At 69.4% G+C, this 25,403-nt stretch carries 24 protein-coding genes; 13 read left to right on the forward strand and 11 right to left on the reverse strand.

Features of this window, described 5'->3' with window-relative positions:
* The first annotated feature begins 25 nt into the window (after nt 1–25).
* Nucleotides 26–1,462, forward strand: coding sequence for a PLP-dependent aminotransferase family protein (locus tag ACIRG5_RS14480; RefSeq protein ID WP_402904732.1), 1,437 nt, complete (start codon nt 26–28; stop codon nt 1,460–1,462).
* Between the two features lie 297 nt (nt 1,463–1,759).
* On the opposite strand, the gene ACIRG5_RS14485 is transcribed toward ACIRG5_RS14480, so the two are convergent.
* Nucleotides 1,760–2,554 carry a hypothetical protein gene (locus tag ACIRG5_RS14485; protein ID WP_402904734.1) on the reverse strand — a complete coding sequence of 265 codons (795 nt, stop codon included), beginning with the start codon at nt 2,552–2,554 and terminating at the stop codon, nt 1,760–1,762.
* A gap of 393 nt (nt 2,555–2,947) precedes the next feature.
* Here ACIRG5_RS14485 and ACIRG5_RS14490 point away from each other — a divergent pair, with 393 nt between their 5' ends.
* Nucleotides 2,948–3,649, forward strand: a complete 702-nt coding sequence (locus ACIRG5_RS14490; RefSeq protein WP_402904736.1) for a S8/S53 family peptidase — start codon at nt 2,948–2,950, stop codon at nt 3,647–3,649.
* Here ACIRG5_RS14490 and ACIRG5_RS14495 read toward each other — a convergent pair.
* The 5 genes from ACIRG5_RS14495 to ACIRG5_RS14515 form a co-directional block, all read right to left on the reverse strand.
* The gene (locus ACIRG5_RS14495) at nt 3,619–5,616 is read right to left on the reverse strand and encodes a CHAT domain-containing protein (protein ID WP_402904738.1); all 1,998 of its coding nucleotides are present in this window, start codon (nt 5,614–5,616) and stop codon (nt 3,619–3,621) included. The two genes, ACIRG5_RS14490 and ACIRG5_RS14495, sit on opposite strands and share 31 nt — an antisense overlap.
* Nucleotides 5,613–5,984: a hypothetical protein gene (locus tag ACIRG5_RS14500; protein WP_402904740.1), complete on the reverse strand. Its 372-nt coding sequence runs from the start codon at nt 5,982–5,984 to the stop codon at nt 5,613–5,615. The genes ACIRG5_RS14495 and ACIRG5_RS14500 overlap by 4 nt, the downstream gene beginning before the upstream one ends.
* Nucleotides 5,981–6,217 (reverse strand): hypothetical protein, encoded by a 237-nt coding sequence (locus ACIRG5_RS14505; RefSeq protein ID WP_402904741.1) that lies wholly within the window; start codon nt 6,215–6,217, stop codon nt 5,981–5,983. Before ACIRG5_RS14505 ends, ACIRG5_RS14500 begins: the two co-directional genes overlap by 4 nt.
* Nucleotides 6,214–6,744, reverse strand: coding sequence for an RNA polymerase sigma factor (locus ACIRG5_RS14510; RefSeq protein WP_402904743.1), 531 nt, complete (start codon nt 6,742–6,744; stop codon nt 6,214–6,216). Before ACIRG5_RS14510 ends, ACIRG5_RS14505 begins: the two co-directional genes overlap by 4 nt.
* 96 nt (nt 6,745–6,840) lie before the next feature.
* Entirely contained in the window at nt 6,841–8,004 is a 1,164-nt protein-coding gene (locus ACIRG5_RS14515; protein ID WP_402904744.1) for a pyridoxal phosphate-dependent aminotransferase, read from the reverse strand.
* Between the two features lie 121 nt (nt 8,005–8,125).
* Between ACIRG5_RS14515 and ACIRG5_RS14520 the strand changes: the two genes are divergently transcribed.
* Together ACIRG5_RS14520 and ACIRG5_RS14525 are read left to right on the forward strand one after the other, a co-directional pair.
* The gene (locus tag ACIRG5_RS14520; protein WP_402904746.1) at nt 8,126–9,268 is read left to right on the forward strand and encodes an RNA-guided endonuclease InsQ/TnpB family protein; all 1,143 of its coding nucleotides are present in this window, start codon (nt 8,126–8,128) and stop codon (nt 9,266–9,268) included.
* Between the two features lie 121 nt (nt 9,269–9,389).
* Nucleotides 9,390–10,637, forward strand: coding sequence for a DUF445 domain-containing protein (locus ACIRG5_RS14525; RefSeq protein ID WP_402904748.1), 1,248 nt, complete (start codon nt 9,390–9,392; stop codon nt 10,635–10,637).
* Here ACIRG5_RS14525 and ACIRG5_RS14530 read toward each other — a convergent pair.
* On the reverse strand, nt 10,610–11,107 hold the full coding sequence (locus ACIRG5_RS14530; protein WP_319976737.1) for a CGNR zinc finger domain-containing protein: 498 nt from the start codon (nt 11,105–11,107) through the stop codon (nt 10,610–10,612). The genes ACIRG5_RS14525 and ACIRG5_RS14530 overlap by 28 nt on opposite strands.
* Nucleotides 11,108–11,193: 86 nt before the next feature.
* Between ACIRG5_RS14530 and ACIRG5_RS14535 the strand changes: the two genes are divergently transcribed.
* Genes ACIRG5_RS14535 through ACIRG5_RS14545 form a run of 3 tightly spaced genes read left to right on the forward strand, consistent with a single transcriptional unit; the run spans nt 11,194 to nt 14,620 of the window.
* On the forward strand, nt 11,194–11,718 hold the full coding sequence (locus ACIRG5_RS14535) for a PadR family transcriptional regulator (protein ID WP_402904750.1): 525 nt from the start codon (nt 11,194–11,196) through the stop codon (nt 11,716–11,718).
* Nucleotides 11,715–12,389, forward strand: a complete 675-nt coding sequence (locus tag ACIRG5_RS14540; RefSeq protein WP_402904752.1) for an ABC transporter ATP-binding protein — start codon at nt 11,715–11,717, stop codon at nt 12,387–12,389. The genes ACIRG5_RS14535 and ACIRG5_RS14540 overlap by 4 nt, the downstream gene beginning before the upstream one ends.
* Complete coding sequence (locus ACIRG5_RS14545; protein WP_402904754.1) at nt 12,386–14,620, forward strand: FtsX-like permease family protein; 2,235 nt, start codon at nt 12,386–12,388, stop codon at nt 14,618–14,620. The genes ACIRG5_RS14540 and ACIRG5_RS14545 overlap by 4 nt, the downstream gene beginning before the upstream one ends.
* Here the strand turns inward: ACIRG5_RS14545 and ACIRG5_RS14550 are convergent.
* Together ACIRG5_RS14550 and ACIRG5_RS14555 are read right to left on the reverse strand one after the other, a co-directional pair.
* Nucleotides 14,556–16,583 (reverse strand): NACHT domain-containing protein, encoded by a 2,028-nt coding sequence (locus tag ACIRG5_RS14550; protein WP_402904756.1) that lies wholly within the window; start codon nt 16,581–16,583, stop codon nt 14,556–14,558. The two genes, ACIRG5_RS14545 and ACIRG5_RS14550, sit on opposite strands and share 65 nt — an antisense overlap.
* A 72-nt stretch (nt 16,584–16,655) precedes the next feature.
* Complete coding sequence (locus ACIRG5_RS14555) at nt 16,656–17,723, reverse strand: methyltransferase domain-containing protein (protein WP_402904758.1); 1,068 nt, start codon at nt 17,721–17,723, stop codon at nt 16,656–16,658.
* A 118-nt stretch (nt 17,724–17,841) separates the two neighbouring features.
* Between ACIRG5_RS14555 and ACIRG5_RS14560 the strand changes: the two genes are divergently transcribed.
* The 5 genes from ACIRG5_RS14560 (at nt 17,842) to ACIRG5_RS14580 (ending at nt 20,494) form a co-directional block, all read left to right on the forward strand.
* Complete coding sequence (locus ACIRG5_RS14560; RefSeq protein WP_090066023.1) at nt 17,842–18,219, forward strand: helix-turn-helix domain-containing protein; 378 nt, start codon at nt 17,842–17,844, stop codon at nt 18,217–18,219.
* Between the two features lie 5 nt (nt 18,220–18,224).
* Nucleotides 18,225–18,887 carry a hypothetical protein gene (locus tag ACIRG5_RS14565; protein ID WP_402904760.1) on the forward strand — a complete coding sequence of 221 codons (663 nt, stop codon included), beginning with the start codon at nt 18,225–18,227 and terminating at the stop codon, nt 18,885–18,887.
* A 102-nt stretch (nt 18,888–18,989) separates the two neighbouring features.
* Complete coding sequence (locus tag ACIRG5_RS14570; RefSeq protein WP_093605924.1) at nt 18,990–19,283, forward strand: DUF2516 family protein; 294 nt, start codon at nt 18,990–18,992, stop codon at nt 19,281–19,283.
* On the forward strand, nt 19,280–19,936 hold the full coding sequence (locus ACIRG5_RS14575) for an alpha/beta fold hydrolase (protein ID WP_402904762.1): 657 nt from the start codon (nt 19,280–19,282) through the stop codon (nt 19,934–19,936). The genes ACIRG5_RS14570 and ACIRG5_RS14575 overlap by 4 nt, the downstream gene beginning before the upstream one ends.
* A 9-nt stretch (nt 19,937–19,945) precedes the next feature.
* Entirely contained in the window at nt 19,946–20,494 is a 549-nt protein-coding gene (locus ACIRG5_RS14580; RefSeq protein WP_402904763.1) for a type 1 glutamine amidotransferase domain-containing protein, read from the forward strand.
* Nucleotides 20,495–20,522: 28 nt separating this feature from the next.
* On the opposite strand, the gene ACIRG5_RS14585 is transcribed toward ACIRG5_RS14580, so the two are convergent.
* The gene (locus ACIRG5_RS14585; protein WP_402904765.1) at nt 20,523–21,281 is read right to left on the reverse strand and encodes a MerR family transcriptional regulator; all 759 of its coding nucleotides are present in this window, start codon (nt 21,279–21,281) and stop codon (nt 20,523–20,525) included.
* Nucleotides 21,282–21,398: 117 nt separating this feature from the next.
* Between ACIRG5_RS14585 and ACIRG5_RS14590 the strand changes: the two genes are divergently transcribed.
* Nucleotides 21,399–21,947, forward strand: a complete 549-nt coding sequence (locus tag ACIRG5_RS14590; RefSeq protein WP_402904767.1) for a YbaK/EbsC family protein — start codon at nt 21,399–21,401, stop codon at nt 21,945–21,947.
* Here the strand turns inward: ACIRG5_RS14590 and ACIRG5_RS14595 are convergent.
* Complete coding sequence (locus ACIRG5_RS14595) at nt 21,944–25,354, reverse strand: hypothetical protein (RefSeq protein WP_402904769.1); 3,411 nt, start codon at nt 25,352–25,354, stop codon at nt 21,944–21,946. The two genes, ACIRG5_RS14590 and ACIRG5_RS14595, sit on opposite strands and share 4 nt — an antisense overlap.
* Nucleotides 25,355–25,403 lie beyond the last annotated feature (49 nt).

Genomic DNA, 25,403 nt, shown 5'->3' on the forward strand with positions numbered 1-25,403 from the left:
TAGCCAATTCAGGATAATTGGCTGCATGCTCCCACCAGGTGGACGTGTATCCGGTGCTCGGCTGGCTCGACTGCTCGGTGAGTGGCGTCGTGGCGGTGCCCGGCAGGGGTCCGCCGATCTCGCCTCCGCGCTGAAACTGCTGGTAGCGGACGGGCGGCTGCCCATCGGGACGCGGCTGCCGTCCGAGCGCGAGCTCACCGACGCGCTGCCCGTGAGCCGGACCATCATCACCACCGCGCTGGACCAGCTGCGCACCGAAGGGGTCGTGGAGTCACGCCGCGGGTCCGGGTCGTGGATCAACGGTCCCGTCGGTGCCGGCGGCGGCATCACGGGTGGCGACGACACGTTGATCGACCTGACCCGGTGCGCGCCGCCGGCACATCCCGGACTGCGGCAGGCGATGGTCGCGGCGATGGCCCAGATGCCCGAGCACCTGGCGTCGCACGGCTATCACGAACGCGGGCTGCCCGCGCTGCGCCAGGTGATCGCCGATCGGTACACCGCGAGAGGGCTGCCGACCTCCGCGGACCAGATCGTGGTCACGTCAGGAGCGCAGCACGCGTGGGCGTTGACGCTGCGGCTGTTCGCCGGGCCAGGCGACCGGGTTCTGGTCGAGCAGCCGACCTATCCCAACGCGCTGGAGGCGGTGCGGGCGGCGTCGGCGATTCCGGTGCCGGTGCCGATGACGGACGACGGCTGGGACGTCGACGCGTACGAGGCGGCGTTGCGGCAGGTCGGGCCCCGGTTGGCCTACCTCATCCCCGACTTCCAGAACCCGACCGGTGCCCTGCTCTCCTCCGCCGGGCGGGAAAAGCTCGTCGCCGTGCTGCGGAAGGCCCACACGCCGGTCGTCGTCGACGAGACGCTGGTCGAGCTGTCGCTGACCGACGAACCGATGCCGTTGCCGATGGCGGCGTTCGGCGGGGATCTGGTGGTGACGCTGGGGTCCGCGAGCAAGTCGCACTGGGGCGGGTTGCGCGTCGGGTGGATCCGGGCATCGGCGGAGATCGTGCACCGCCTGACGTCCACGCGGGCGGCGATCGACCTGGGTACGCCGGTGTTCGAGCAGCTGGTGCTGACCGACCTGCTGCGGGATCCGGAACCCGTGCTGCGGCAACGGCGCCTGGAGTTCGCCGCCCAGCGGGACGTCGCGGTGGAGGCGCTGGCGCAACATTGTCCACAGTGGAGCTTCAAGGTCCCGGCCGGTGGCCTAGGCCTGTGGTGCACGCTCGATGCGCCTGTGAGCACCAGGATCGCCGTGATGGCGCAGAACCACGGCCTGCGGCTCGTGCCCGGTCCGAGGTGGGCTGTGCACGGCGGATGCGAGCAGATGCTCCGAGTGCCGTACACGCAGTCGGCCGAAGTGCTGCGGGAAGCGATCGGCCGTTTGGGTGTGATAGCTGCATCTGTTGCAGGAACAGGGTTTCCGGCGGATGCCGAGCTGTCGACGCCGGTCGCGTGAAACACGTCGGCCCGGTCTCCCGCAGCGGGGGAGACCGGGCCGACGAACTTGCAAACGAGAGGCCTGCGGAGGGGAACGTCCCAGGGATTGGCGTTCCCCGTCCGCAGGTTTCCCGTGTGGTCCGAGACTGCGGGGGCAGCGCGGCACTCGGACCAGACCCGACCTGCCAGGGCGCGGTTGGCAGGTCAGGAAGACTGGGGGTTCCTTGCGTACAACGGGAAATGACAGAAGGAGTTACTGGCGCGACGGCACGAGACGGTCACAAATCGCGCAGAGGGCAGACTGGTCCTGTCGGACTCAGTCGGGTGACGTGCTGGGCAGACCCGGAATGCTGCCGGGCTCAGTGCCGTCGCGACGCTCCTCGACCGACCACGTGGCGGGCGGGAAGAGCGAGTTGTGCGACGTCAGAACGGCGAGCACGCCGCGCGTGCCGCCGGAGTTGTCGGTGTGGCCGGACGACGCGGAGGCCGTGGCGACCACAGGTGCCTGCTGCGGTGCAGGGAGCGGAGCGTCGGGGCCGGGAGTCGACCAGGTGAGGTCGCTCACCGGCGTGGGCTTGGTCTTCGCGGGAGCGGGCACCGGAAGGTCGGGCAAAAGCGGTACGGACTTCTTGACCGCCACGACGGGTGCGGCCGGCGGAGGAGGAGGCGGCGGGAGTTCGGCCGCGAGCTTCGCGGCGATCTTGGCGGCGCGGACCTGAGCCTTGGCCGCGACGACCTCGGGCGGCGCCTCGTTCGAGACGGAGCCGGAGCGGGTGTTGGCCTGCGAACCGCCGGTGAAGTCGAGGATCGGACCCGCGTCCTCTTCTTCCTCCTGGGGCTCTTCTTCCGCGGGCCTCGTCACGACGGGCGGCGGCACGAGCCTGGCCGGCTGGTGCTTCTCGATCACCGACGCGGTGAAGGCCTCGGCCCACCCGGCGGGATCTTCCAGCAGCTTCGGGGCCTCGACGGCGGTCTCGGTGGTGATCTCGACGGCCGGGGGTTCCTCGGGACTGGCGGACGCGGACGTCCCGCTCAGCAACCAGGCGGCGGCGGTCAGCCCGCCGAGCGCAGCGGTCCGCAGCAGCAGTGCACCAACTCCACCACTCGCCACAGGATCACCACCCGTCCACCGTTTCAGGTCACCCTCAACGCACAGCGCGCCGTCGGAGGTCGACGTAGAGCTATGTCTAGCACCGGTGAGTGACTTTGCGAACCAACTCGGCGCGAAACACCCGGAAGGGCGGTCTCGTGCGGCTGTCCGTGTTGCCCTGATCAGGCATGAACACCGTCAGTGTCGTCATCGGATCGAGTGACTTTGCGCCTCGGTCCCCTGTGGACCGTGTCGCGGCGGGGGATGGTGTCCGATGTGGACGCGCCAAAGCAGGTCAGCAGCCTCTCTGAGCTGGTCGATCACGCCTCCCGTGCGCTCGGCCCCGTGACCGCGCACGATCCAGCGGGTCCAAACGAGTGCTTGGTCCGTTCGGGGGAACTGATCGTCCTGCCAGTGGACGCACCCACTGTGCGCAAGCGTTTGCGAGGCGTCTACTCCCATGAGGAGATCGCTTCGGGCGTCATCCGCATGCACCTGAAAGCGTCCGAACGAGAGCGCGTCGTCGCCATCGCCCTTGAAGTGGGTGCGACGCCGAACCACGTCCACCTCGCCTGCCCGATCATGATCGGCACCTCGCGCCCGGTGGTGGGCGAGCGCCTCCCCGACCTGCTGGGCGAGGGCACGGTCGCGTTGCTCGACACCCCTCTCGACGCGCCGCACGGAGCGTTGGTCGCCGGCGTCCTCCGCCACCACGGCGCTTCGGTGCGCCCGTTCCCCGTCCTGGGCGCTTCGGGCTTCGGCGACGACCTGACCCTGGCCGCGGCGTTGAAGGCCACTCGCGACCTGCCGGTGGTGCTGGTCGCGTCCGGCACCTACACCTTCGACGACGAATGCCCGCCCGTGCTGTCGGGTTGCGGCCGCAACGTCGTGGCCGCGGCGGGCAACGGTGGTTCCATGCGTCCCTGGTGGCCTGCCGCCTTGCCCGACGTCACGGCGGTGGGTGCTTCCGAAGCCTTCTCGGGACACGGGCCGTGGGTGGACGTGGTCGTGCCCGGCGTCGACGTGCCCGCCACGGTCGGTCCGTCTCAGCTGCTGTGCACCGGCACCTCGTTCGCGGCCGCGCTTCACGCCGCGACCCTGGTCCCGGTGCCGTAACAGCTGAACCCGAGGTGAGCGACGGCTCGCGCCGCCTCGGCGGGGTGGCCGATCCGGCGGTGAACCTCGGCCATGGCCTCGCTGACCTGCGCGTCCGGTACGGGGAGGGTGGTCGCGATGACCGCTCGGGTGCCGGCATCGAGGAACGCGCGGGCGAGGCCTGACTCGCAGGCGGACAGGACGACGATCTCGGGCGGGTTCTCGATCCTGGCGATGTCGTAACCGTAGAGCGGGCCGTCCTCGAGTTCGAGGTAGGAGAACAGCGGGTTGTCCTGGTTGACGTGCCCGTGCGCCGCGATGTGCGCGATCCCGGCGCCTTCCAGTGCGTTGACCGTTGATTCCACAGTGGACTTCGCGATCGTTCCGCCGTGTTGTCGCTGGAGTTCGGGCACCTCATCGTTCTGGAGGTGAGGGCCGGTGATCCACGTTCGGTGGCCACCGCGGCTGGACGGCTGCCAATGTCGCAGCGACGGGATGACGTGGACTCGGCGGCCGAGCGCCGCCCACGGCATCTCGTGCAGCACGCCGTCCGGGATCACGATGACTTCCTCCTCGTCCGGCAGGAGGTCCGTGGTGACGGCGCGCCCGGCCCGCAGAGCGAGCTTGGCGGTGCGGACGAGTTCGGCGGGCTCTGGAATCACCCTCAGGTGAGCACGCCCGTCGATCAGCGTGACCGCCCTTGTCCGTCCTTCGTGGACGATGAAGCTGACGAGCGGCAGTTCTGCCGGGGCTGTCGCGCATGGTGTGGTGCGAGCTGCGGAGGCCAGGGTCAGCCTCCGGACGTCTCGCTCCATCGCCTCCAGCGGCAGCCCGAACGCTCTCGCCCGCCGCAGGTTCGTGAGCGCCCTTGCGAGCTCAGGCTCGTTGGGAGGCAACGGAACCGAAGCACGGTGCTGCTCCGACCAGTGCAGCACTTCGCGGGCAGTCCTGGCCAGCCCGAGCGCGTGCCCGGTCAGTTCGCGACGGGGCCAGTCGCCGTGATGCTCGTCGAGCAACTTGAGCCCGGCGCGGCACGCAGCCAGCGCACCTCGCCTGCTCGAGCGTCGTGCCTGCGCGAGCCACCCGAGCGCCCGCGTCTGCACGGGCCCGCGAAACCGATGCGCCGCAACGGCATCAAGCTTTCCCGCGGCCAACATGAACTCGACATCCGCGCCACCAAGACGGAGTGCGGGACCCGGATCTCCGTCTCGCAACGCACACCGCGCGCTCAGCACAGCCAACTCGGGAACGTGCCGGTTGCACCGCCGCAACAGCTCCATCGCAGGAGCCAGCACCCGCCGCGCCTCCGTGGTGAGCCCGGCGGCCAGCAACGCCTCGGCCCTGTCCACTAGCGCCTCGGGCCGACTCGTCGAGTCGAGACCGGCTTTCGCCGCCTCCTCGTACCTGCGGAGTGCGAGCGGCAGATCTCCGGCGAGCATCGCCACGAATCCCCTGTTGTGCAAACACATCGCCGCCCGCCCAGGCTCCCCCAGCGCCAGCAGCACCGTCTGCGCGGCACTGAAATCCGCCTCGGCCGACACCAGTCTGGTCGCGTTGCACCGGGCGATCCCACGCCCGATCAGCGCGTTGGCCAGCCACCGCTCGTCGCCGTACCTGCGCAACTCCCTGATGACCGCGGTGAGCTCGGCGATCGCCAGCCGCGGCTCAGCCGACTGACAGAGATGCAGCCCGCGCAGACACCTGGCCCTCGCCAACTCGCCGCCGCGCAGGTGGGGCGTCGCCAGGTCGAGGTGCTGAAGGCTCTGCTTGCGCCGCCCCCGATCCAGGTCGATCCACGCGAGCACGAGGTGGAACCGCGCCTCGCTCGTCAGCCTCAGTCCGCGCCGGGCGAACCGCGCGGCGACGTCGAGGTGCCCGAGCTCGACGTGGGCGACACTCAGGTCGTGCAGAGCGTCGGCGCGTTGTGCCTTCGTGCCGCGGACCTCGGTCGACGCGATGGTGGCCTGCGGGTCGGCGCTGGCGCTCACGCGACGAACCAGCCCGTCGTGAGGCCCAGTTCCGGCACGGTCACGCACAGCGGTCCTGGGGTGACGTCAGCGCGGAACCAGCCCTCGGGGTCGGGGCGGAGGGCCTGGACGGAGTGCGGTGAGCGGATCTCGACGGCCACGTCCTCGTGGTCGAGGACACCGGTCAGGTGCAGGCCTGCCGGGTCGGAGTCGAGTTGGAGGTGCAGGCGGCCCGAGCCGACCTGGAACACCAGCAGGTGGGAGGGGCCGCGGACGGGTTCCTCGACCGGCCGCATGGGGTCGAGGCCGGTCGGGAGTGGAGTGAGGGCGGACGGCGGGGCGTCCGAGCGGAAGAGGCCGGCGATCTCGTCGAGCAGCGAGTCCCTCATCGCGAACCTCCGGAGGTCAGTGGGCTGTGGACAACCGGCGTGAGCAGAAGGCCGGCGGGCAGGTCGCGGGCGGCTGCCGTCGACGGGGTGGTGGCGTGGAACCGCAGGTCATCGGGTGGGGTGTGGATGCCGGGCCGCGTCGAGCCGGCGGTGCGTGCCGGGAGGCTGTGGATGTCGAGCTGAGGCGGGGCGTCGAGGAGGTCGGCGAGCCGGGCGAGCAGTGCGTCCCTCATCGCAGGTCCTCCAGCTTCCGCCGCAGCTCAGCGAGGCAGCGGCTGCGCGTGGAGCCAACGCTCCCCACCTTCATCCCCAGGGCGTCGGCAACCTGTGCATAACTCAGTTCGGGGCTGTGGGCAGCGATGCGCAGGAGGCGCTGGCACCGTTCGTTCAAGGTCGTCAGCGCGGACCAGAGCCGGCGCTGACGATCGGTGGTGATCGCGACCTCGTCGGGCGTGGGGAGGACCGACGTCGGCTCCCACAGGTCGTAGGACACCTCGCGGCCCCGTGTGCGCAGGACGGTGAGCGACTGGCGGGTGGCGGTACGGACCAGCCAGGTGCCGAGGTGTTCTGGTTCTCGGAGGCGGGTGAGGTGTTCTGCCAGGCAGAGCCACGTGCACTGGTAGACGTCGGCGGCGTCGGTATGGCTCAGGCGGAACGATCTGGGCACCGACCAGACCAGGCGGGAGTAGCGGTCGACCAGGGCGTCCCAGCCGGACAGGCCGGAACGCCAAGCCACGAGAACCTCAGTGTTCGAGTCCATGCCATTTGGAGTCGAACTCCGGCGCCGTGGCTCCCGGGCTCACCCGAAAGTGGTTTGTCCACAGTTGTGGAGAAACTTGTCCACAGTTGTGGACAACTACAGTTTGTGGAGGCGCTCCACGGCTTCGTCGATCACGGCGTCCTGCTTGCAGAACGCGAAACGGATCAGGTGCTGCCAGTCCGCCGGGCGGTCGGTGAACACCTGGACGGGGACGGCGGCGACGCCGATTCGGGCGGGCAGTTCGCGGCACAGGGCCAGGCCGTCCGTGTGGCCCAGAGGGCGCACGTCGGCGCAGATGAAGTACGTGCCTTCGGAGGAACGCACCTCGAAACCGGCCGCACGCAGGCCCTCGGCCAGACGCGCACGCTTCGAGGCGAGGGAGTCGCGCAACCCGGTGACCCAGTCCAGTTCGGCGGTGAGCGCGTGCGCGACGGCGGGTTGGAACGGGGCGCCGCCCACGAAGGTCATGAACTGCTTGGCCGCGCGGACCGCGGAAACCAGCTCGGCGGGGCCGCAGACCCAGCCGATCTTCCAGCCGGTGCAGTTGAACGTCTTGCCGGCACCGGAGATCGACAACGTCCGCGGGGCCATCCCCGGCAGCGAGGCCAGCGGGATGTGGACGAGTCCGTCGAACACCAGGTGCTCGTAGACCTCGTCGGTGATCGCCAGCAGGTCGTGCTCGACGCACAAAGAGGCGATTGCTTGGAGCTCCTCCAAGCGGAACACGGTCCCGGTCGGGTTGTGCGGCGAGTTGACCAGGATGGCCCGCGTCCGAGGCGTCACGGCGGCGCGCAGGGCGTCCACGTCCAACGCCAGGCGACCCGACTCGTCCTCGCGCAGGCCCACGGTCACCCGCGTCGCGCCGGCCATGGCCACGGAGGCGGCGTACGAGTCGTAGTACGGCTCGATCAGGATCACTTCGTCGCCGGCCTCGACCAGCGCCAGCAGCGAGGCCGCGATCGCCTCGGTGGCGCCGACGGTCACCAGGACTTCCGAGTCAGGGTCGTACGAGAGCCCGTACCGCGAGCGGTGGGCGGCGACGGCGCGGCGCAGCACCGGCATGCCGGGTCCGGGCGGGTACTGGTTCACGCCCGACGCGATCGCCGACTGGGCCGCCGCGAGCATGGACGACGGGCCATCGGTGTCGGGGAAGCCCTGACCGAGGTTGACGGCGTCGTGCTGCACGGCCAGCGCCGTCATCTCCGCGAAGATGGTCGACGTGAACGGCTGCAAACGAGGAACTAGCGCTGGTACCCGCACAACGCAGGATCTTCACCTGAATCGTGTGCCGAGGGAAGTCCGGCTCCTCTGAGTGTGAGAAATCGACGTCGTCACGGCGCCCGGGGAGTCCGATATCGAACGTATGTTCTAGATTTGTCGGGTGAAGGTCGTCGTGCAGGTTCGCTTGCTGCCGTGTGCCGCGCAGGCGGCGGCGCTGCTTGCGACTTTGCGCGCGTGCAATTCAGCCGCGGACAATGCATCGAAGATGGCGTTCGAGCGAGGCGTGCGTTCTCGCAATGACCTGCAGAAATTGGTCTACGGAGACATGCGGGCAGCTGGGCTCGGAGCTCAAGCCGCAGTGCGGACGGTCAAGAAGGTCGTTGACGCATACGCCAGCGTGCACGCGAGGATCCGAATCGGAAGTCTGGCCGGTCCACGCAAGGTCAAGGCTGAAAGCAAGGCGATCAGGTTTCGAGAGGGTGCGGCACAGCCATTCGACGACCGCATGCTTTCGTGGCGGCACGACGACAAGACGGTGTCGATCTGGACTGTCGCGGGTCGCTTGAAGGGAGTTCGGTTCGCTGGGCATCCTGTGCAGCTCGCGACGCTCGGCGCGTACCGGCAAGGTGAGTCCGACCTGGTGTTTCGAGGCGGCAAATGGCTGCTGATCGCCACCTGTGAAGTGCCCGAACCCGAAGTGCTGACGCCAAGTGACTGGATCGGCGTGGACCGCGGAATCATCAACTTGGCCACCACGTCGGACGGCGAGAACTTTCACGGCCGCCGATTGCGGCGCTACCGGCGATGGCACGCGCGAAAGCGTGCTGAGCTGCAGGCCAGGCGCACCAGATCGGCAACTCGTCGCCTGCGTCGGCGGGCTCGGCGGGAGCACCGCCATGTGACTCAGGTCAATCATGAGATCGCCAAGAAGTTGGTGGCTGTCGCGCAACGCACCGGCCGCGGTATCGCTCTGGAGGATCTGAGCGGAATTCGCGATCGGGTACGGCCTCGCCGCGACCAGCGAGCCATCCACTCTGCCTGGCCTTTTCGGCAGCTCGGTACGTTCATCGAGTACAAGGCGAAGCGGGCCGGTGTCCCCGTGATCACCGTGGACGCCCGGCACACCTCGCAGATGTGTCCACGTTGCGGTCACACGGCCCGCAACAACCGGCTCAATCGCGACTGCTTCCGCTGTCGTCAGTGCGGCCTCGCTGGGCCGGCTGATCACGTCGCCGGGATCAACGTGCGCAACCGTGCACGCTCGGCGTGGGTACCGGTCAACGTGCCCGAACCTGCCGCCTGAGTGCGGCAGGTGATGCTGCATCGTCCATGACAGCCAGTGGTGGACGAGAACGCGATCCGATCGGGAGAGCTGGAACTGCAAGCTCAGCCCCCAGATCCGGAAGTTGACGGACAATGGCGCTGTGGAGCAACTGACCGCCGCTGACCAGCAGAAGCGCACGGACCTGCGCAAGATGAAGCTCGTCGCGACGAGCTTCCTGATAGGCGCGACGATCATCTTCTTCGGCACGCACGCCTTCGAGGGCGCGTGGGTCGGGTACGTGCGGGCCGCCGCCGAGGCCGGCATGGTCGGCGCGCTCGCCGACTGGTTCGCCGTCACCGCCCTTTTCCGCAGGCCACTGGGGTTGCCGATCCCACACACCGCGATCATCCCCGAACGCAAGAACATGTTCGGGCAGACGCTCGGCGACTTCGTGGGCGTCAACTTCCTGAGTCCCGAGGTCGTGCAGGACAAGCTGCGCCGAGCGGGCATCGCGGAACGCGCCGGCGCGTGGATCAGGCAGCCCGAGAACGCCGAACGGATCACCAACGAGCTCGCGAACGTCATCAAGGGCGCGATCACGGTCCTCAAGGACGAAGAGGTTCAGGCCGTCCTCGAACAGGCGATCGTCAAGCGGGTGACGGAGAAGCCGTGGGGTCCGCCGCTGGGCAAGCTGCTCGGCCAGGTCCTGACCGACGGCGCGCACCACAAGCTCGTCGACCTCATGTGCGACCGCGCCTACGAGTGGGTGCGCGACAACTCCGACAAGGTCAGCCTCATCGTCACGGACCGTGCGCCGACGTGGTCGCCCAAGTTCGTGGACGCGCTGCTCGGCGACAAGGTCTACACGGAGCTGGTCAACTTCGCCTGGGCGGTGAAGACCGACGTCAACCACCCGATGCGGCTCGCCGTCGACCAGTTCCTGATCGAGTTCGCCACCGACATGCAGACCGACCCGGTCACCATGCAACGCGCCGAGCAGGTCAAGCAGCAGGTCATCACCCACCCGGACGTCCAGAAGCTGATCAGCTCCGCGTGGGGCACGGCCAAGAAGATGCTCATCGACGCCGCCGAGGACCCGTCCAGCGAGCTCCGCAAGCGCGTCACGCAGGGCCTGATCACGCTCGGCACGAACCTCACCGACGACCTCGAACTGCGCGCCAAGGTCGACGGCTGGCTGGAGCAGGCCGCCGGGTACGTCGTCGGCAACTACCGCGCGGAGATCACCACGCTGATCACGGACACGGTCGAGCGCTGGGACGCGGAGGAGACCTCGCGCAAGATCGAACTGCAGGTCGGCAGGGACCTGCAGTTCATCCGGATCAACGGCACCGTGGTCGGCGCGCTCGCCGGCCTGGTGATCTACACCGCGGCCAGCTTGCTGTTCTGAGGCGGGTTCTGGGCGCGGGTCCGTTTTCGGAACGTGCGGGCCTTCTCCCGGTTCCCGCACACCTGCATCGAGCACCAGGTGCGCGAGCGGTTGCGGGAGCGGTCGAAGAACGCGCGCAGGCAGTCGTCGGCGGGACAGATCTTGAAGCGTTCCCAGGAACCCAGCACGGCGAGGCGGGCGGACGCGGCGAGCACCGCGCCGAGCGCGTCCGAGCTCGACAGCACCGGGACGCCGTCGGTGAGCTCGATGTGGACGACGCCCGCTGCCGTCTGGGGCCCTGACGAGCCCTCGATCGACGACCGCAGCGCCGCACGAGCGGCGCGCGCCTGCGCGATTTCACTGCTCCGCCCGAGGCCGCGCTCGGTCACCCATGCGCGCCAGGAGGCTTCACTGTCCAGTACGTGTCGAGTGTTCAGGAAGTCGAGCAGCAGCTCGACGTCGTGATCCCAGCCGACAGTCAGACCAGTCACCCCACCACTGTAGGCGTCACGGCGGCGGCCCGTCAGGGCATCCGATGAATACACTGGGTGTATACATCATGTGTATAGTGCTGCTCATGTCGATCGGACACGCACTGTTGGGGCTGCTAGAGGGCGGTCCAAGGCATGGTTACGACCTCAAGCGCGCCTATGACGAGCGCTTCGGGCACGACCGGCCGCTGCACTACGGACAGGTGTACTCGACCCTGTCGAGGCTGCTGAAGAACGGCCTCGTGAGCGAGGCGGGCGTGGAGGCGGGCGACGGCCCGGAGCGCAAGCGGTACGCGATCACGGACGCCGGGGTCACCGATGTCGAACGTTGGCTCGGCACTCCGGAGAAGCCGGAGCCGTACCTGCAGAACACCCTTTACGCGAAGGTCGTGCTGGCCCTGCTGTCCGGCCGCGGCGCGACCGAGGTGCTCGACACCCAGCGTGCCGCGCACCTCACCACGATGCGCGACCTGACCAAGCGCAAGGCGGACGGTGACCTCGCCGACCAGCTCATCTGCGACTTCGCCCTGTTCCACCTCGAAGCGGACCTGCGCTGGCTCGAACTGACCGCGGCGCGCCTCGACAAGCTGGCCCAGGAGGTCAGGAAATGAGCCTTTTGAGGGCCGAGAACCTGCACAAGTCGTTCGGCAGGACGCTCGCGCTCGAAGGTGCGGGCCTCACCGTCCGCGCGGGCGAGATCGTCGCGGTGATGGGTCCTTCGGGTTCCGGCAAGTCCACCCTGCTGCACTGCATCGCGGGCATCCTGCCGCCGGACTCGGGTGTCGTCAGCTACGGCGACCGCGAACTCACCTCGATGTCCGACCGGGAACGCAGCGAGCTGCGGCGCACCGAGTTCGGGTTCGTCTTCCAGTTCGGCCAGCTCGTGCCGGAGCTGACCTGCCTGGAGAACGTCGCCCTGCCGTTGCGCCTGAGCGGGACGAAGCGCAAGGACGCCGAACGCGCCGCGACCGACTGGCTGGCCAAGCTGGAGGTCGACGGTGTCGCGGACCAGCGGCCCGGCGAGACGTCCGGTGGCCAGGGCCAGCGGGTCGCGATCGCCCGTGCGCTGGTCACCGGCCCGAAGGTGATCTTCGCCGACGAACCGACCGGTGCACTCGACTCGCTCAACGGCGAACGGGTCATGCACCTGCTCACAACGGCCGCGCGGGAGACCGGCGCCGCGGTCGTGCTCGTGACGCACGAGGCCCGCGTCGCCGCCTACTCCGACCGCGAGGTCGTGGTGCGCGACGGCAAGGCCAGGGACGTGGAGTTCGCCCGATGAACCAGGTGGTCAGCGACCTCGCTCTCGGCGTCCGGCTGGCCGTCGGGGGCAGCCGGAAGTCGTGGGGCAGGCTCCTGCTGCAGGGCGTCGGCATCGGGCTGTGCGTCGCGGTGCTGTTGCTCGCCGCCGCGATCCCGAACGCGCTGAAGGCGCGTGAGGACCGGGCGGACACCCGCAACGAGGTGGCGCAGGGCAGCGGGCCTGCGCCGTTGCTGATGGAAGAGATGTACGTCCACTTCCGTTCGCACGACATCCCCGGCAACTACGTCAACGCGCTCACACCAGACGCTCCGGTGCCGCCCGGACTCGACCGGCTGCCGAAGGACGGTGAGATCGTCGTGTCGCCGGCCCTGGCAGAACTGCTCGCCTCGGCTGACGCCGGACTGCTCAAGCCACGTTTCCCTCAGAAGATCATCGGCACGATCGGCCAGGCGGGCCTGGTCGGGCCGGAGGACCTGCTGTTCTACGCGGGCGACGACTCGATCGTCGAGGACGAGAGCAACCGGGTCTACAGCTTCGGAGTGGCCTACGGGCGGATGGGGCTGCCCCCGGTGCTGTTGATGCTCAGCCTGGTCGGCATGGTCCTGCTGCTGTTCCCGGTGCTCGTGTTCGTCAGCGTCGCGACCCGGCTGGCCGCCGCCCAGCGCGATCGCAGGCTCGCGGCGTTGCGGCTGGTCGGCGCGGCCGCGGGCCGGGTGCGGCTGATCGCGTCCGGGGAGACGCTGGTCGGCGCGCTCGTCGGGATCGTGTTCGGCACCGCGTTCTTCTTCGCGGCCAGGCCACTGGCCGACGACATCTCCATCGTTCAGCTCGCGGCGTTCCCGAGTGACCTGATGCCCACGCCGTCGCTCGCGGTGCTGGTGCTCGTGGCCGTGCCGGTGCTCGCGGTGCTGACGTCGTTGTTCGCCATGCGCCGCACGATCATCGAACCGCTCGGTGTGGTCCGGCACCAGAAGCCGGTGCGGCGCAGGCTGTGGTGGCGCCTCACGCCCGTTGTCGCCGGTGCCGCGTGCCTGGCGAGCCAGTTCGGGGCGACCGGGGAGAAGGACGCGACGTTCCAGCTCGTCGTGATCACCGGGGTGGTGCTGTTGATGCTGGGCATTCCGGTGCTGCTGCCGTGGCTGGTGGAACGGGTCGTGACCGGGATGCGCGGCGCGACCCCGGCACTGCAGCTCGCGGTGCGCCGGTTGCAGCTCGACGCGGGCACGGCGGCCAGGGTCGTCGGCGGTGTGGCCGTGGTGCTCGCGGGCACCGTGACGTTGCAGATCATCCTCGCGAGCGTCGAGAAGGACGTGCTCTCCGAGGAGAAGCGCGACGTTTCCCACAACTTCGTCGCGCTGACGCCCAAAGCCGGCTTCGACACCACCGAGATGAAGAACGCCGTGGCGGCCAGCACCGGGGTACGGGCCGTGGGGGTGCTCGACCGCACCTTCGCGAGCCTGCCGGACGGCCGCACGACGAACATCTCCGTCGGCACGTGCGCGGCTTTGAAAGCGCAGGCGGACATCACGGACTGCGCGGACGGCAAGGCCTACCAGGTGAGCTTCGGGAGGGGCTCGATCGACGCGACCTCCGGCGAGGTGCTGATGGTCCGCGACCAAAGCCCTTGGACGGTGCCCGAACTGAAGGAAGTGGAGGGCACGGCTTCCGGCATCTTCCTCACCCCGGCCGCGGCCAAGGGGGTCGACCTCTCCCAGAGCAAACCCCAGCTCCAGGCCGAGCTCGACCTCTCGGTGCCGGACGCCGCCGAGCACATGCGCAACGCCATCGCGCCGTACACCTGGCGGGTGCACGCGTACTTCGTCGGTCAGGACGACTCGGCCGAGGTCGTGATGGTCTTCGCCGCGATCCGGCGGGCGCTGCTCGGGGGCTCGGTGCTCACACTGCTGCTCGCCGGGGCCTCCTTGCTGGTCATGGCACTGGAGCAGGTGCGGGAACGCCGTCGGCCGCTCGCCGTCATGGCGGCCAGTGGCGTGCCCCGCGGCACGCTCGCGCGGTCGTTGCTCTGGCAGAACGGCGTGCCGCTGGTGCTGTCCACCGCGATCTCGGTGAGCACCGGTGTCCTGCTCGGCGTGATGGTCACGCGGGTGTTCGAGGCCGAGGTCGCCTACGACTGGACGGGCATCGCCTCGCTCACCGGCGCTTCGGTGGCGCTGGTGCTCGCGGTCACTGCTCTGACGTTGCCTTCGCTGAGAAGGGCGACCGGAGCACTTGGCCTGCGGACCGAGTAGTCCTGCTCGTCGTCTCGTGCTCTGCCAGGCGGTCCTGCACCAGTCCGTGCCGGAACTGGTAGCAGGCTCCCGCCCGGCAGAGCACGCCGAGCTTGCGCGAGTCCTCCAGGAACACCATCAGCTCCCAGGGCAGTTTTCCGCGCAGTGCCAGCCAGATCCGCGCGACGGTGAACCACCACCAGCGCAGGTGCAGCACGGCCAGCGCGAACCCGAGCATCAGGCCGGACGCGAGCCCCAGCCCGACCATGCCGGTCTGGCCGGGGCCGAACACCAGCGCCGCCGCGGAACCGAACACCACGGCCAGCACGAGAGATCCGGTCCACACCGCGATCCGGTCGCGGGACATCGTCCACTGAGGACTGGAAGCCTGCGAGAGCTCGGTCGCGCTCGTCAACGCGAACCGCAGCGCGATCGCCACGGCGAGCCCGAGGCCGACGACGAGCCCGGCGGAAAGTCCGTACAGCGCACCGAAGACGAGTCCGGCGGCGAGTCCGAGCACGCCGGGCACGAGCAGCAGACTGCGCCAGATTCCCAGGCGCGGCTTGGCCTTGCGCTCGTGTGACGCGGTCAGGGCCGCCGCGCCGACAGCGATGCCCGCGACGAGACCGGTGATCGGGGCGAGCGACGGCGTGATCGAGTACGCCATCAGCCAGCCGACGCCGAACCCGCCGATCGCGCCCAGCACCAGCGCGCCGAGCACCGCGAGCCACGTGCTGCCGACCGAGCGGCGCAGCTCCCACCAGGCCAGTTCGCGGATGCCGCGGTCGCGCATCTCGTGCGCCAGGAACTCGAGCCACTTGCGGGCCCTGTCCCGTGGCCAGACCTGCGTGGCGTTGGCGTGGTGGGCGAACGCCCTGTTGCCGTACGCGCGCGACACCAGTTCGTCGCAGAGGTGGTCGGAGATCGCCCGCGCGTCCGGAAAACGGCCGCGGTCGAGCAGTTCGGTCGGCTCGGCCTCGCTGTCGGAGTAGACGATGCTGGCCAGCCACATCGTCAGCGGCGTGGACAACGCGTCCGCGAGCCTGCCGTCCGGTTCCTCGCGCAACTGGATGAACACCGGCTCCCAGCGCGCCGCGCCCCAGCTGTCGGCGCTCGCGCGCAGGTAGGAGGCGACCTCGTCCAGGTCGAGCGGGGCCAGTTCGACGACGTCGGCGCCGGGCAGCGGACCGGCGAGGTGCACGGCCTGCGCGAACTCCGCCGTGCGGCAGGTCAGCACCAGCGGCCGGTTCGCGCCGAACGCCTTCGAGATCCGCGCGAGAGCGTCCGCGCGCTGGTGGGCGGGGACGTCGTCGAGGCCGTCGAGCACGGGCAGGACCAGGTGCTGCTCGACCAGCAGGTCACCGGCGTAGCTGCCGTACAACTCGGTGTTGCGCAACGCCGGATGGTCCTCGTACAGCCTGCGCGTGAGCCACGTGCGGACGTCCTCGACCGCCGGGTTCCACGTCGACAACGGCAGCAGCACCGGCACCATGCCGCCGTCGTAGCGGTCCAGCAGGCCGCACGTCAGCAGCATCGCGACCGTCGACTTGCCGGTGCCGGCCTCGCCGATGATCACCATCCGGCGGTTGATCTGCCGTTCGAACGCGCCCACCACGGCGTCGCTGCGTCCTGGCGGCGCATCCGGCTCGTCGCTCACGTCCAGTTCGGGGGCGATCCAGTGCAGGTCGAGGACGTCCGGGTCGGTGAGGCCGCGGGAACGGACCTCCTCGTTCCACTGCGACTGCAGGCCGATGGCGAGCGCCCGGCACGCCGCGTCGAGGTGCTCGTCGGTGCTGAGCGCGGCGTTGTGCCTGCGCCGGACCCACGGGTCGAGCAGAGCCAGAAAGCCCAGGAACGCCAGCGCGAGCACGATCAGCCACAGGTGCGGGTGGATGCCGTGGTCGGTGACGAACAGCCCGGCCGCGGTGAGCAACGCGGTCAGCACGCACCCGGCCAGCAGCGCCTGCTGACGGAATCTGGACATGCGAGGCATCATGACGCACCGCATCCGCTCGGGGTCGATTCAGTGACCCGTGTCGTGACGTTCAGTTGTTGATCACAGATGCCAGCGGAGATCACCCAGTGTCAGGTGCTGGCCGTCGTCGCCGATGGTGATCCCGAACTGGCTTCGGCGAGGTTTGCCCAGGTCGTTCCAGTCGGCGAGGGCCTGCTCCGCGATGTCCCACAGCCGGCGCGGGCCGCCCTGGTCGACGTGCGAACCGTGGTGGTGCACCCAGGATCCGTCCGAATGGGCCAGCCAGTCGCGGCCGGCTGCCACCTCCGGCAACGCGATGCCCGCGAAGAACTCGAACGGGCTGGCCGGATCGATGACCGAGTTCAGCCGCAACGAGGTGGCGCGGCGGTCGAACGCGCCTTCGCCGGTCGGCGCCGGTGGCCGGGCGTGCGCGCGCAACGGCATGAAGCGCCCGTCCTCGCTGAGCACGCGTCCTTCGCCGGTGCCGTCGCCGTCGGACGTGATCAGCACCAGCCCGGCGCCGATGGGGCGGTGCAACGTCGTCACCACCAGGCCGCCCCGCCGTGTCTGCTCCAGCCAGGCGGGCGGGATGGTCGAAACGGAGCAGGTGGCCAGCAAGCGGTCGTACGGTGCGCGGGCGGGGTGGCCCAGCGCGCCGTCGCCCGTCACGCAGGTGGGGAAGAAGCCGTTGCGGTGCAGCCTTTTGCGTGCGCGTCGCGAGATGTGCGGGTCGACGTCGATCGTGGTCACGTTGCCGGAACCCACGGCGTGGCACAGAAGAGCCGCGTTGTACCCCGTGCCCGTCCCGACCTCGAGCACTGACTGTCCGTTGTGGACGTCCAGAGCCTCCAGCATGATCGCCATGATGGTGGGCATGCTCGACGAGCACGTCGGTGTGCCGCCGGTCATGGTGTCGTCGCCGTCGAACTGGGTAACCCAGACCCGGTCGGCGTAGACCAGTTCGAGCCAGTCCGGGTGCCGTGCGGTGACCCGTTCCCAGTCGCCGGTGTGCAGCTGGCGGTAGAAGCGCGGCAGGAACTCGTGCCGTGGAACGACGCGGAAAGCGTTGAGCCACTTGGAATCGTGCAGAACGCCGTCGCCGAGCAGGTGATCCGTCAGCTCGGCTCGTAAGGCCCCGGCGCCGTCCATGTCGCCTCCCACGGTATCCCTGTGGCGGAGCACACGCAGCGATTGCTAGCAGAGTGCTTGCAACAGCTAGCACTCGTCGCTAACGTGGTTGGTGGCACGAGGAACGGGAGCGGGAACAGTGGACAAGTCCATCGACAAAGCAGTCGCGGACCTCGGCCGCAACATCGGTGAGTACATCCGCGAGCAACGCAACACCGCCAAGATCTCCTTGCGGGAACTGGCGAAGCAAGCAGGTGTCTCCAACCCATACCTCAGCCAGATCGAGCGAGGACTGCGCAAGCCCAGCGCGGAGATCCTTCAGCAGATCGCCAAGGGGCTGCGCATCTCGGCCGAAGTGCTCTACGTCGAGGCCGGGATCCTCCAGCAGCGCGAAGGCGGTGCGTTGGCGGACGCCATCGTCGCCGCGACCGATCTGACCGAGCGGCAGAAGCAGGTGCTGCTCGACGTTTACGAATCTTTCCGGCGGGAGAACACCGCCACCAACGAGGAGGACTGATCTCCATGCCGAAGCTCACCCAGGAAGACGTTCGCAAGGCCGCCGAGCAGGGCGCGCACGCCGCTCGCCAGGCACTGCTCGCCGCTCTCGGCGCCGGTGACCTCGCCGCGAAGGCCGTCGTCGAGGCCCTGAACAAGGCCAAGGACCGCGCCGACGAGGCCCGCACCCAGGCCGTCGACATCCCGAACGAGCTCAAGGACCTGCGCGACAAGCTGCAGCCGGCCGAGCTCAAGAAGCTCGTCGACGCCTACACCGCCTCCGCGGTGAACCTGTACACCTACCTCGCCGACCAGGGCGAGCAGACGCTGGAGCAGATCAAGGCCCAGCCGCAGGTCAAGCAGGCCGTCGAGCAGGTCGAGCACGCCGTCGAGGCCGCGCAGAAGCGCGCCGAGTCCGCTGCCGCCGACGCCCGCGTCATCGCGGACGACGTCCTCGGCAAGGTCACCCGCCGCACCCGTTCGGTCGGCGAGAAGGTCGCCATCGAGGTCGAGGACGCCGCCGAGAAGCTGGCCGAGGAGATCGTCGAGGCCGGTGGCGAGGCCGCGCACGAGGTGCGCAGCACCGCCCGCAAGACCGCGAACCGCACGGCGCCGCGCAAGCCGGCGACGACGACCCGCACCACCACGACCACCGCGGCGAAGAAGACCACCCCGAACACCGCCAAGTGAGTCTGTGAATTTCTCCGGGAGGGGAGCAGTCCGACAGGGCTGCTCCCCTCCCGTCGTACGTCCACGTAGTCTGGGTGCGTGTTCTACGTGCCGATCTTCAGCATCTGGAACCTCGACGGCATCGTGTACTTCTTCGCCGACCTGGGGTTCAGCATCTTCGGCCTGTTCGCGTTCTTCCACGCACTGAGTCAGCGCCCCGACGCGTACACCGCGATCGAGCGCATGACCAAGCCCGCCTGGATGGGTATCACCGGCGGTGGAACGGCGGCGTTGCTGCTGTTCGGGCCCGGTGGGGTCGGGTCGATCTTCTGGCTGGCCGGGCTCATCGCGGTGCTCGTGTACATGGTGGACGTGCGCCCGAAGCTGATCGAGGTCCAGCGCGGCCCTCGTTGGTGATCACCCACTCGTACGGCTCCGGCTCACCGGTGACGCTGGTCGCGCACGGGCTCGGCGCCACGCCCGGCGAGGCGCGCATCCCCGCCTCCGGGCTGCCCGGCACCCGCGTCGTGGTGACGCTGCCGTCCCACGGCGACGCCCCGGACGCACCTGACGGGTACTGGGACTACGGCCGGATCGCGGCCGATCTGGGCACCGTTCCCGCCGACCACGCCGTCGGTGTCTCACTGGGCGCCGGTGCCCTGGTACGGCTGATGTCCCTCGAACCCGATCGTTTTCAGCGGGTGGCTCTGCTGCTGCCCGCGGTGCTCGACCAGCCTCGGCAGCCGATCACGTTGCAACAGCTGTCGGATCTGACGGTCGGGCCGCCCATCTACGTCGCCGAGCGGCGGGCCGCGCTCAAGCGCCTGGAGGCCGCCGCCGAGCAGTTGCCGGGTCAGGTGGCCGTGCCCGACGCTTCCGCTCTGGCAGCCGTGTCCACTCCGGTGCTGGTCATCGGGGCTGTGGGCGATCCTTTGCATCCCGAAGACGTGGCCAAGGCGACGGCGGCCGCGTTCCCCGACGGTGAGCTGTGGCTGATCGACTCGCCCTCGCCGATGATCACCCACCGCGCCGAGATCCGGCACCGGTTGGTCTCCTTCTTCGCCGGGTAGCCGAAGTGCATGGCTGAACAGAAGAAGATCGCGTTCCTGGTGGCAGAAGAGGGCATCGAGCAGATCGAGCTCACCGATCCGTGGGCGCACGTCGAGAAGGCGGGCGGAGTGCCGCGCCTGCTCGCGCCGAAGCTCGGTGAGGTCCGCGGGTTCAACCACCTCACGCCCGCCGACTCGTTCCCCGTCGACACGACCTTCGCCGACGCGTCCGCGGACGACTACGACGGCGCGGTGATCCCTGGCGGTGTGGCCAACAGCGACTTCCTGCGCATGGACAACGACGCCGTCGAGCTGATTCACGCGATGGTCGCCGCGGGCAAGCCCATCGCGTCGATCTGTCACGGTCCGTGGCTGCTGGTCGAGGCGAACGTGGTGCGCGGCAAGATGCTGACCTCGTTCCCGAGCCTGCAGACCGACATCCGCAACGCGGGCGGCGACTGGGCCGACGAAGAGGTTCGGGTGTGCGACATGAACGGGTGGACGCTCGTGACGTCCCGCAATCCCGACGACCTGCCGGCGTTCAACCGGGAAGCACTGAAGGCTTTCGACCTGGGCTGATGCGGGATCTGCAGCTCCCGCATCGTTTCTAGAGGCGCGTCTCGGCGTAGTGCGCCATGGCGTCACGGGTCCACTCGGCCATGTTGCCGCCGCCGTCGACCTCGAAGTTGACCCGGAACTCGTCCGAGTCGACGTAGAGGTCGCCGAGGCCCCGGTAGGACTCCCGGTCAGGCGTCCAGCTCAGGCAGATCCAGCGGTAGTGGCGGTCGATCTGCTCCTGCGTTTCCGGAGCGTCGATCGCCGTGCCCGCCGTGTACAGGGCACCGAGCTTCTGCGCGATGTCCCGCCACTCGGCCATGAACTGGTCCGCATCGGCACGCGTCCAGCCCTTCATCTTCTTGCGGCTCTCGGCGATGTGCTCACGGGCACCTTCGCCGTAGCGTTCGACGAGCTCGGCCTCGTGCCGTTCCTGCTTCTTCGCGTCGAAGCCGTCGAACAGCTCTTCCATCTTCACTTCGTCCCCTCCTTCCAGTTCTTCGATCGTGCGCGCGACGGTGTGGGCGAGCCGGTCCAGGCGTTGCTGCTCGTCCCGCAGCCACCGGTGGTGGTTGCGCAGGACCGTCAGCTGGTCCGTGCCGTCCAGCACCTTCGCCACCACGTCGAGGCCCAGACCCAGGTCGCGCAGCAGCAGGATCTGCTGCAGGCGGTGCACCTGTTCCTTCTCGTAGTAGCGGTAACCGTTGTCGCCGATCCAGGCCGGCGGCAGCAGCCCGATCGAGTCGTAGTGCCGCAGCGTCCTGGACGTCACCTTCGACATCCGGGCCACCTGGGCGATCGACCAGGCCATTTCGGTTCCTCCTTCGCGCTCTGAAATCGAAGGTAGAGGTTGACGCAGCGTCAAAGTCAAACAGTGTTTGTCGGCTGCTGCTCCGCAGACGACGACCAGCGCGAACTCGCTGGCAGGATGGGCAGCGTGTGGACCATCGCCGGGTCTCTCGAACCCGTACCTGTGCTCTCCCGCCTCGACCTGGTGCCCGAACCCGTCGCGGCCGCCCTGAAGACCCTGGACGGCGCTGACCGTGTCGCCGTGGCGGAGATCGACCCGACCCTCGCCGACACCGCCGAGTTCTGCGCGCACTACGGCTCGCCGCTCGAAGCGTCGGCGAACTGCGTGGTCGTCGCGGGCAAGCGCGGCGACGTCGTCCGTTATGCGGCCTGCATGGTGCTGGCGACCATGCGAGCGGACGTGAACGGCGTCATCCGCAAGCGGCTCGACGCGCGCAAGGCGTCGTTCGCGCCGATGGACGAGGCCGTGGCGTTGACCGGCATGGAGTACGGCGGCATCACGCCCGTCGGCGTGCCCGCGGACTGGCCGATCCTCGTGTCGCCCGAGGTGGCCGCCGCCCCCGAACTGATCGTGGGCAGCGGCATCCGGGGCAGCAAGATCCTCATCCCCGGTGACGTGCTGATGAAGCTCACCGGGGCCGAGGTGCTGCCTGACCTGGCGCGCTAGCAACCAGAGGCGCACAGCCGGGTGATCACCTGGTCCGGGTCGAGGTTCCACCTGATCACCCGCGGGTCGGGGCCGGACGACGTGAGGTCGCCGCCCGCGTCGAACAGCACGGCGTTGACCGGACCGGTGTGGCCGGTCAGCGTCGCGACCTGCGCGCCGTCGGTGACCTGCCACAGCGTGATCAGGCTGTCGTTCGCGGCCGCCGCCACGGTCGTGCCGTCCTGGCTGGCGGTGACCGCTCCGATGGCGCCCCGGCCGGTGACGAGTGTGCGCGACTTGCCGCTGCGATCCCACAAGGCGACCTCCCCGCCCGCGTCGCCCACCACCAGCAGGCCCGAACCGGGTACGGCGGCGATCGACTTCACCGCGGGGCCGGTCTCCCGGACGACTTCGACCTGGTCGCCGGACCACCGCAGCACCCGGCCGTCGGCTCCGCCCGAGACCACGAGGTCGCCGAGCAACGCCACGGTGTTGACCGGCCCCGAGTGACCGGTGGGCAGCGCGCGGCCTGGTTCGGCGGAGTTCAGGTCCTGCACGACGACCGCGGCGTCGGCACCGCCGGTCACCGCCCGATCGCCCGACACGACGAGGCTCTTGATCGAGCCACGATGGCCCTGCCAGGTGCGCAGGACGCTGCCGTCGGTCTGCCACGACGACAACACTCCGCGCACGTCGGCGACCACGATCTCGGTCGCGGTCCGGAACGCCAGCGCCGTCACGTGCGCGGGGACGTCGATGCGTCCGATCTGCCTGCCCTCGCGGTTCCACAGCAGGACCATCCGGTCGCGCCCGCCGGTGGCCAGCACCGCACCGTCCGGGGAGAGGGCGATGCCGTCCGGCGGACTCGTGTGCCCGGTCAGAGGGGGCAGCGGCAGGCTCCAGAGGCTCACGCTCTCGTCGCCGCCCGCCGCGAACCAGTTGCCGTCCGGGCTGAGCGCCGCCACGTAGAACGGATGCGTGCGGGTGATCAACCCGGTCAGCCACCCGCCGTCGGGCACCGTCCACCAGCGGATGCTGCCGTCGTCGCTGGTGGACACGACCTTGGTGCCGGTCGCGTCGAACTGCACCGAGTGCACACCGCCGACGTGCCTGCGCAGCCCGGATGTCTTGCCGGTCGCCAGCACCCGCAGCACCACCTGGTAGTCGTCTCCGCCGGACGCGAGCACACGGCCGTCGGGGCTCAACGCGACCGTGCGGACGGCTGCGACGTGATCGGTGAACGTGCGCGCGACGCCGTTCTCCACCACCAACGTGCCCTTCTCACCACCTGCGGCAAGCACGGATCCGTTCAACGCCAACGCGTGGACCTCGCCCAGTTCGTGCAGGACCGTGCCCGTCCGCGTCCAGTCATCCGTGCGCCACGAGGAGATCAGGCCGTCGGCTGTCGCGACTGCGGCGGTCGTTCCGTCCGCTGAGAGCACAAGGGCTCGTACCTCGGCGTCGAGAGAGAGGGTCCGCAACGGCAGGTGCGTTCTGGTGTCCCACAAGATGATTCGCCGGTCGTCACCCGCGGACACCAGGGTCGTGCCGCCCGGCATGAACGCGAGAGCACGCACGGCGCCGTTGTGCTGCGTCAAAATCGCTGGTGCGGCATCGGACGAGGGCGACCGCAGCAGCACCGAGTGGTCATCGCCCGCAGTGGCGAACAACGAGCTGTCCGCGCTGAACGCGACCGCGCGAACCGGGCCGCGATGATCCTTCAACACCGTCCGTGCGGGCTTGTAGGCCGCGGTGCTGAGCAACGCCCCGCGCGCTTCCGCGGTCGCCGACGTGCGGTAGGCGTCCACGGCGAGTTGCGCGGCCGCGTCCGGCCACGACGCGCTGAGGTCCTGTGCCTGCACCGCGATCTGGCGTGACTCGGCGATCTGCTGTTCTCGCAGCGCGGCGTTGCCCTGCACGACGGCCACGGACGTCACCACCAGGCATGCCACGGTCAGCACGGCCAGTGACTTCACCAGCGTGCGCAACCGGCGGGACTGCCGGTCCGCCGCCTGCCTGGAGGCACTCTCCTCGTCCACCGCCGCCTGCAGGAACTCGCGTTCCAGGTCGTTGGACGACATCGGCCACTCGATCCGGCCTGCCAGCTCGCGCATCGCGGCGAGCCGCGCGCCCCGGTAGAGCTCGCCGGGATCGCGCCCGGCCGACTGCCACGCCGTGGCGGCGGTGGTGAAGTCGCGGTGCAGCCGCAACGCCTCCCGGTCGTCGTCGATCCACTGCCGTAATCGGGGCCACGCGCGTACGAGTGCTTCGTGCGCGAGTTCCACAACGCCGTCCGCGACGACGATCAGCCGTGCGTTCGCGAGGACGTTCACGACGTGCGCGGTGTCGGTCGGCCGGCCCGCCGCCATCACCTCGTCGAGCGGGGCCCGGCGGCGCAGGTCGTTCACGTCGTCGTGGGTCTGCACGAGCCTGAGCAGCACCGCGCGTGCGACGGCTTGTCCGCGCACGGACAGCTCGGCGTAGGTGCTCTCGGCCGTGGCGGCGACGGCGCCGGTGACCCCGCCACTCGCCCGATAACCGTGGAGGGTCAGCCGGCCGCGCTCGCGTCTTCGCCACGTCTCCAGCAGCGCGTGCGACAGCAACGGCAGCGCGCCCGGCTGCCCGCGCACGTCGGCCATCACGGCCGCGAGCACGTCCGGCTGCACCTTCAGCCCGGCACGCACGGCCGGTAGTTCGACGGCGGCCCGCAGTTCGTCGTCGGTCATCGGCCCGACCAGCACCTGGGCATCGCGCAACGCGTCCACCAGGGCGGGCACCGTGGCGCAGTGACCGAGGAAGTCGGCCCGCACGGCGAGCAGCACCCGATTGTCGCCGTCGAACAGCGACTCGACGAACGCCTCCCGGTCGACCGCGCTGTCGAAGTGGGTGAACAACTCCTCGAACTGGTCGACCACCACGAGATCGGCCTGGCCGCCGCGCCAGGTCGTCGGTGTCGCGGTGAGGACCGTCCAGTCGGTCAGCGCCGGCAGCACCCCTGCGTGGATCAACGAGGACTTGCCAGAGCCGGACGGCCCGAACACGCCGACGACGCGCTGTCGCCGGATGCGGCCGGTGATGTCCGCGGCGAGGTCGTCCCGTCCGAAGAACCGGTCCGCGTCCTCGATCCCGAACGCGCTGAGCCCGAGGTACGGCGTCGAGTCGTGCTCGCCCGTGGCAGCCTGCCGCCAGCGCTGCTCCCATTGGGCCACATCGCCTTCGCACGCCTGGACGTACGCGAGCGCCACCGCCAGCGACGGCAGCTGTTCTCCCGCGGCGGCCTGCGACAGCGCCGTGGCGGAGAAATGCGCGCGCAGGGCGAGTGTCCGGTAGTTCGGCGAGCCTGCCTTCTCTCTCAGTTGCCGCAGCTCCCACGCGAACCGCTGGACCGGGCCTTCCTCGGGATCGATCGGCCGCTCTCGTCTACCCACTCGGACTCCAGTTGATCTGGGTTGATTGAAAAGCGCCTGCGCCACTGCC

The organism is Lentzea sp. NPDC102401, assembly GCF_044765805.1.
GTDB classification, from domain to species: domain Bacteria; phylum Actinomycetota; class Actinomycetes; order Mycobacteriales; family Pseudonocardiaceae; genus Lentzea; species Lentzea sokolovensis.

Coding starts and splice junctions, on each gene's coding strand:
- ACIRG5_RS14505 (WP_402904741.1), bottom strand. CDS start 6,217: ATGAGGGACGCACTGCTCGCCCGGCTCGCCGACCTCCTCGACGCCCCG.
- ACIRG5_RS14585 (WP_402904765.1), bottom strand. CDS start 21,281: ATGGCCTGGTCGATCGCCCAGGTGGCCCGGATGTCGAAGGTGACGTCC.
- ACIRG5_RS14540 (WP_402904752.1), top strand. CDS start 11,715: ATGAGCCTTTTGAGGGCCGAGAACCTGCACAAGTCGTTCGGCAGGACG.
- ACIRG5_RS14555 (WP_402904758.1), bottom strand. CDS start 17,723: ATGGACGGCGCCGGGGCCTTACGAGCCGAGCTGACGGATCACCTGCTC.
- ACIRG5_RS14550 (WP_402904756.1), bottom strand. CDS start 16,583: ATGTCCAGATTCCGTCAGCAGGCGCTGCTGGCCGGGTGCGTGCTGACC.
- ACIRG5_RS14500 (WP_402904740.1), bottom strand. CDS start 5,984: ATGAGGGACTCGCTGCTCGACGAGATCGCCGGCCTCTTCCGCTCGGAC.
- ACIRG5_RS14580 (WP_402904763.1), top strand. CDS start 19,946: ATGGCTGAACAGAAGAAGATCGCGTTCCTGGTGGCAGAAGAGGGCATC.
- ACIRG5_RS14590 (WP_402904767.1), top strand. CDS start 21,399: ATGGGCAGCGTGTGGACCATCGCCGGGTCTCTCGAACCCGTACCTGTG.
- ACIRG5_RS14480 (WP_402904732.1), top strand. CDS start 26: ATGCTCCCACCAGGTGGACGTGTATCCGGTGCTCGGCTGGCTCGACTG.
- ACIRG5_RS14565 (WP_402904760.1), top strand. CDS start 18,225: ATGCCGAAGCTCACCCAGGAAGACGTTCGCAAGGCCGCCGAGCAGGGC.
- ACIRG5_RS14545 (WP_402904754.1), top strand. CDS start 12,386: ATGAACCAGGTGGTCAGCGACCTCGCTCTCGGCGTCCGGCTGGCCGTC.
- ACIRG5_RS14535 (WP_402904750.1), top strand. CDS start 11,194: ATGTCGATCGGACACGCACTGTTGGGGCTGCTAGAGGGCGGTCCAAGG.
- ACIRG5_RS14510 (WP_402904743.1), bottom strand. CDS start 6,744: ATGGACTCGAACACTGAGGTTCTCGTGGCTTGGCGTTCCGGCCTGTCC.